Genomic DNA, 6,003 nt, shown 5'->3' with positions numbered 1-6,003 from the left:
GGAGGTCTTAGTGATCGAGGCCAACGGCCCCCGCCACTCCGGCCGGGGCTCGGGGTCGGGCCGCGGTTCCAGCTTGACCGCGGTACGCAACTGGTTCACCGTGGCCACCGCGGCAAGCTCGGCGTAATGCTCATCAGAACCCTCGCCAGCCCGCGCCGCGATCACCCCAACCTGGTCCAGCGACAGCCGGCCCTCCCGCATGCCCGCCGCGCAGCGCGGGAACTCCTCCAGCCGGCTCGCGACGGTGGCGATCGTGCGCGCATTCCCCGACGAACACCCCGTCTTCCAAGCCACCAACGCCGGCACCGACCGCGCCCCGGTCATCCCGCACAACTCGTCGCGGTCGATCTCGGCCACGATCTCCACGACGCGCCCATCAATCGCATTACGCTGACCGGTCAGCTCCGCCAGTTCATCGAAGAGCTCCCCGAGACGTTCCTTCGGGGACGCTTCGACGCTGGCTGCAGCCACGGTCGGGGACATGACGCCATCATCGCAGCCACCACCGACAAAAACGGTCTCCCCCCATTCCGCGGCCCCAATGTGTGTGCGCAGAAACCCCTATGAGATCTCCGGTTCCCACCGCGGGTCGCGGCCAAGGCGTGCCAAAAGCTTTGTCTGCGCATCGCTCTCATCGCCGACCGGGACCGGCGCATCGAACATCCCGGACGCGGCCAAGGCCTGCGCACCTTCCGGAAGGCCGGCGCAGAACAGCTCACACCACGCCGGGTCCAGGGCGTCATCGGCACACCGCCAGGTGCAGTCCGGCAATGTCATCCATCGCCGGAAGATCCGGGCACCTGCAACGTCAGCTCGACCGGACAGCACAGCGCGCCATGCTGATTGGTCACCCGGATTTCGACATCGACCAGGCAGCGCGGCGGCTCCACCGAGGTGTCCCGGCGCTTCGCCACGGCCCGCCCCCGGCCGATCATCGTGTCGCCGGCATACACCGGCGCGGCCAGTCGCATGGACCGGCGCACCACGCGCGAGCGCGGCCCCGCCCAGTCGGTCGCGACGCGGTCGGCGAACCCGGCCAGGTGCATCGTGTTGACGTAAATCGTCGGATTGCCCTGCGCCTGAGCGTATTTCGGGTCGAAATGGCCGGGGAAGTAATCCCACGTTGCCCCGGCGTTCTCCACCACCCGCTGGTAGCTGATGTGGTCGATCACTTCCGGCAAGTCGACGGGAACGGAGATCATCGCCCAGTCCAGGCCGTCGCCGGTCACGACGCGGGCCCGGGGGTGAAGCGGAACAAGGTATTGCGATTGGTGGCGACCACGACGTTGTCCTGGCGGCGATAGGTCTCCAGCGTCTCGACGAAATGGCCGACGCCAAGTCGCGTCCGCTTTTCCGGTGATACCGAGACCAGCTCGTCGACTGCGGTCAGCACGTCGCCTTCGACGATGGGTTCGGGGAACTCAACCTCGTTGGCGGCGTTGATAAATGTAGTACCGGGCAGCGGCACCCGCAGGGCGATCAACGAAGCGGTGCCTCTTGCCCAGGGTTGCCAGGGCGGTGCGATCAGCCAGCCCATCAACAGCGCGGGCGGCGCGAGTAATCCTCCCCACTGCCGCCGGGCGAACTCGGGGTCCCAGTATGAGCGATTACCGTCGCGCACCATCGCAGCGAACAACTGGATGCGTGCGGCGCTGACCGCGGTTCCCGCGACGCGGGGCTCGCTTCGCGCGCCGACCATCCGCAGCGCATCGTCGTAGGTGCCGAAGGCCAGCCGCTGACCGAAATCCTGATCCACGTATCGGTGCCACTCACATAACGAGGGGGTGGCGACTCGGGACGGAATCCCACTGCAAGGCACGCGAAGTGAAGTACCAGCCGCCCCGCTCGTAGATCAATGTGTCGTGGAAGGTCCCGGTGGCCCGCAGCGTGGTGTCGCCATAAATCGCGGCGAAAAGCACAGCGACACAGCGCTGAGTCGCGTTGACCCCGTCGACGCTGATCTCATGATCGACCGTGACCAGTCGTTGACCGTCGCCACCGTCGAAGGCCGACCGCAGGTCGCTGAAAAGCTCACCGTCGCGGGTATAGCTGGCACCCGAATGACGGAAGGTGGAGACCCAGCGGTCGCGATCGCCGTCGGAGTAGGCCCGGTTGTGCCGGGCGTTCAGATCCAGGATGGCAGCGCGTCCGGTGGCGGCTTGCAGCATTTGCTGTTCTTGATAGGTCATGGTCATCGCTTCCAGCCTCTCTGGAGAAATCACTGCCGACAATGGGCTGAGGGGACGTTAATGCAACTCGTCGACTATTACGTGACATTAACGGAACCTAACGGCGAACGACATACCCACTACTTTCACGATCCCAGGCCCCCGGACTGACGCCGCGTTCGCGCAATAAATCTTTGCGTATCCGGCCGATCACGTTTTTCGGCAGTTCGCTCACGGTCTCCACGAATCGCGGCACGCAGAAGTACGGCATGCGGGCCGAGCAGAAGTCGAGCAGTTCCGCGAAATCCAGTGTGGCGCCGGGCCGCAGCGTGACGACTACCAGGACGTCGTCCTCGCCCAAATCGCTGGGCACGCCGACCGCGGCGGCCTCGGCCACGGCGGGATGACTGGCGACAACGGCCTCCACTTCGACCGAAGAGATATTCTCACCGCGCCGGCGCAACGCATCCTTGATTCGGTCCACATAGGTCAGATTCTGGTCACGATCGAGGCGCCCGAGATCGCCGGTGTGAAACCATTCCGGATGCGGCTTTATCCGCGAATCCGCGCCGACGTAGCCCACGCTCATCACGTGCGGATACCTGGGCCGACAGGCGATTTCACCCACGGAGTCAGCGGGCAGCGGATTGCCATGCTCGTCGAGGATCCGCACCTCGAAATCGGGATTCGGCCGGCCCGACGTCCCGGGAACCCCCTCCTCGGCGACCGACTTGAGGGCGATGGGAAAAGCCTCGGTGAGCCCATACATCGTGACAATGCGGCAGCCGTAACGCTTTTCGATGTCGCGGTAGGAGTTTGCGTCGATCGGCGCGGCGGAGATGAACCGTAACGGCAGCCGTGCGTCATCCGGATCCGCGGGCAGATTCCGCAGCATCGAGACCATCGCCCCGGCACCGGCGAACCCGACGGCGCCGCGGGCGCGTATGTCGTCCCACACCTCGCCGGGGTGAAAAGACCCGGCCAGCACCGTCGTTGCGCCGACCAGCATGGGCGCCAGGATGCTGGGTGCCGCACTGAGGTGAAACAACGGCATCGCCGTCCACAACACCTCGCCCTCGCGTAATTGCCAGGCCGATGAGACGGTGGCTGCCACGGAAAACAGGTAGTGCCATGTCGTGGCGACCGCTTTGGACGGGCCGGTGGTGCCCGAGGTGTAGAACAGGCAGGCGAGGTCGTCCGCCTCGCCCGGGTCATCGACCGACGCGTCGCCGGCGTGTTGTCTCAACGTCGCGGTCAGTGAGTCACCTTGCACCACAATGTTCGTCAGGCTCTCCGCCGCGTCGGCGACCTCGGCGGCGGGGGGCCGGTGTTCGGCGTCGGTCAGCATCACCTTGGCGTGTGACAGCCGCAGGGCGTGCAACAGGAAGTCGCCTTTGTTCGCGGCATTGATCGCCGCGCTCACCGCACCGATCCGCGCCGCACCCAGCCAGAAGTAGACCCATTCCGGACACGTGCCGGTGAACAATGCGATGCGGTCACCCCGTCCGACTCCCAACTCGCTCAACACCTTTGCCGCCGCACACGACCGCTGGCGCATCTGCTCGAAGGTCACGTCGACGCCGGCGATCGACATCATCACCCGGTCGGGGTACTGCCGCGCGCGGAGATCGAGCACGGCCGGCACGGTGAAACGGTCGACGCCGTAATCGGCGGGCCGCACGGACCCCACGCGGTCAGCGCACATCGGTCTGTGTGGCTCTGGTCAAGCTTTGGCGGCCGCCGGGTCGGGCTCGCCGTCGGCGCCGTAACCGAAGTCGGAGGGCGACGGTTGCTCCCCCGGGTAGAAGCGGTGCGCCCACCGACGCAGGGCCGCGTAGTCGTGTGCCTCTTCGGGCGCCAGGTTGGGCTTCTCCAGGTATTTCATGTTCTCCCAGGTGAAGAAGTCCTGTTTGATGACCTCTTGCTGCAACGCCAGGAACCGGGCGGCACGTCCGGTGGGCACGTCACCGCTGTCGCCCGGTTCACGCACGGAAGCCTGCGTGTAGAAGTAATCGGTGTAGTCCTCGTCGACCGGGGTCTGCCCGGTCACCTCGATAGTCGCCACCAGCTCGCTGGGGAACCGGACGATGCCGAGGCCCAGCGAGTAGTTGTCGTAGATGATCTTGGCGTCGACCGGCCCGTCGGGTGTCAACCAGGTCGAGCCGCGGCCGCCGCCGAAGTGGGCGTTGACGGTGGCGTGCAGGTGATAACCGGCCACCTCGAACGACGCCGTCGTGGCCGGGTTGGCGGCCTTGTGCACGTACTGAACGTGATAGGGGTCGGCGGCGTTTTCGATGATCATCTGCGGGTGCACCTTGACCCGGTTCAGCATCTGGCTGTGCGGGTGCAGCGGGTAGTACTCGTTGGTTTCCAGTTCCGGCAGCACCGGCGGCTGCCAGTACGGCGCCCGCCCGTGGCGCTCGTGCCAGGCCAGGATGAAGCCGTACCATTCCATGCTCGGATAGGTCCGGATGCGGACGTTGTTCTTGCAGCCGATCTTGCTGTAGGGAATCAGCGCGTTGGTTCCATCGCCGCGCCACTGCCAGCCGTGCCAGGGGCAGACGATGTTCTCGCCTTCCACGGTGCCGCCGACCCCCAGGTTGGCGCCGAGGTGCTGACAGTAGGCCTCCATCACGTGAACCTGGCCCGACTCCGTGCGGAACAGCACCAACTCCTCGCCGAAGTAGTGCGCGCGCCTGACCTGGCCGGGACCCAGGTCGCTTCCGAAGGCGACGATGAACCAGCCCGTCGGGAAACGGTAGGTCGACAGCGCGATGCCACCCGGTCCGAACTCCCGTTCCGAGGGGTCTGACTCTGGAATCGTATTCGTCACGAGCACTCCGTTTCCCACGCGGCCGGGCGCATCAGGGCCGCTCTTAACTCACCGCGTTTCGACGACTAAGGTCTATTTTTACTATTTTAGACATTGAACGTCAACGCGCCGCCGCCCGGGCGTGGCGTGGCGTCGGAGCCAATGGGGGTTCGCATGACGGCCGCTGCGGTGGACCTTTCCGATTTCGCGTTGTGGCGTAACGGTTTTCCCGACGAACTGTTCGCCGAGTTGCGGCGTACCAGGCCGCTGTTTCGGCACGACCTGACGCCGGGCGTCGCCGACACCGTCCAGCGCCAATTCTGGGTCGCCACCAAACACCGGCATGCGGTCCGCCTGCATCGCGACACCGACTCGTTCACCGCGGCCGACGGCCCGCTCATTCAACCGGTCGCCATGTTCTCGGCATCCCCGACGATCATCACGCTGGATCCGCCGGACCTGAACAAGCGCCGCAAGCTGATCTCCAACGCCTTCAACCCGCGTGCGATCGCCAAGCTGGAGAACGGCATCCGGGCGCGCGCCGCGCGGATGATCGACGGCCTGCTCGCCCGGGGCGGTGGGGACTGGATCTCCGACGTCGCCGACGCGCTACCGATGACGGTCATCGGCGACATCATCGGCATCCCAGAGGAGGACCGGCCGCGGATCTTCGAGCTGTTCGACCGCATCCTGAAGGCGCTTGCGCCCGAGGAGCACCCGAGCGGGCACGTCGAAACCGAGCTCTTCGCCTCGGTCTTCGAGTACGCGATGGAGCTCACCGCCGAAAAGCGGCGCAATCCCACCGACGACATCTGGAGCACGCTGGCGTCCGCGGTGATCACCGGCGACGACGGCGAGCAGTTCAGCCTGCCCGAAAACGAACTCGAGTTCTTCTTCTTCGTGCTGGCCTTCGCCGGCAGCGACACCACCAAGAACGCGCTGGCCCGCAGCTCTTCCCGCTCGCGATAGCGTTCCATCTGCTCGGGGTTCGCGACGAACGCCTGCAGCCCGATGGCCAGCGCG

The 6,003-nt window shown here is 65.9% G+C and carries 7 protein-coding genes and 1 pseudogene; 1 reads left to right on the top strand and 7 read right to left on the bottom strand.

Annotated elements, in window-relative coordinates; translation table 11 throughout:
- The 7 genes from A9W96_RS26090 to A9W96_RS26060 all read right to left on the bottom strand — a co-directional run.
- Positions 1 to 483 (bottom strand): DUF222 domain-containing protein (locus A9W96_RS26090; RefSeq protein WP_156765418.1); only part of this gene is annotated, 483 nt, incomplete at its 3' end.
- Between the two features lie 78 nt (positions 484 to 561).
- Positions 562 to 777, bottom strand: a complete 216-nt coding sequence (locus tag A9W96_RS26085) for a hypothetical protein (RefSeq protein WP_197499658.1) — start codon at positions 775 to 777, stop codon at positions 562 to 564.
- Positions 774 to 1,229: a MaoC/PaaZ C-terminal domain-containing protein gene (locus A9W96_RS26080; protein WP_067022831.1), complete on the bottom strand. Its 456-nt coding sequence runs from the start codon at positions 1,227 to 1,229 to the stop codon at positions 774 to 776. Before A9W96_RS26080 ends, A9W96_RS26085 begins: the two co-directional genes overlap by 4 nt.
- Complete coding sequence (locus A9W96_RS26075; protein ID WP_067144177.1) at positions 1,226 to 1,756, bottom strand: MaoC family dehydratase N-terminal domain-containing protein; 531 nt, start codon at positions 1,754 to 1,756, stop codon at positions 1,226 to 1,228. Before A9W96_RS26075 ends, A9W96_RS26080 begins: the two co-directional genes overlap by 4 nt.
- Before the next feature lie 13 nt (positions 1,757 to 1,769).
- Positions 1,770 to 2,195, bottom strand: coding sequence for a nuclear transport factor 2 family protein (locus A9W96_RS26070; protein ID WP_067022829.1), 426 nt, complete (start codon positions 2,193 to 2,195; stop codon positions 1,770 to 1,772).
- 91 nt (positions 2,196 to 2,286) lie between these two features.
- Complete coding sequence (locus tag A9W96_RS26065) at positions 2,287 to 3,873, bottom strand: AMP-binding protein (RefSeq protein WP_067144175.1); 1,587 nt, start codon at positions 3,871 to 3,873, stop codon at positions 2,287 to 2,289.
- A gap of 18 nt (positions 3,874 to 3,891) precedes the next feature.
- Positions 3,892 to 5,001 (bottom strand): Rieske 2Fe-2S domain-containing protein, encoded by a 1,110-nt coding sequence (locus A9W96_RS26060; RefSeq protein ID WP_369830875.1) that lies wholly within the window; start codon positions 4,999 to 5,001, stop codon positions 3,892 to 3,894.
- A 153-nt stretch (positions 5,002 to 5,154) separates the two neighbouring features.
- Between A9W96_RS26060 and A9W96_RS26055 the strand changes: the two are divergent.
- Positions 5,155 to 5,925, top strand: a pseudogene (locus tag A9W96_RS26055) (cytochrome P450); the annotation flags it as partial.
- Between the last annotated feature and the right edge of the window lie 78 nt (positions 5,926 to 6,003).

This window comes from Mycobacterium sp. 1245852.3 (assembly GCF_001669335.1).
GTDB lineage: Bacteria > Actinomycetota > Actinomycetes > Mycobacteriales > Mycobacteriaceae > Mycobacterium > Mycobacterium europaeum_A.
The sequence above is the reverse complement of the archived record's forward strand: the minus strand, read 5'-3'. Positions and strand labels throughout refer to the sequence as shown.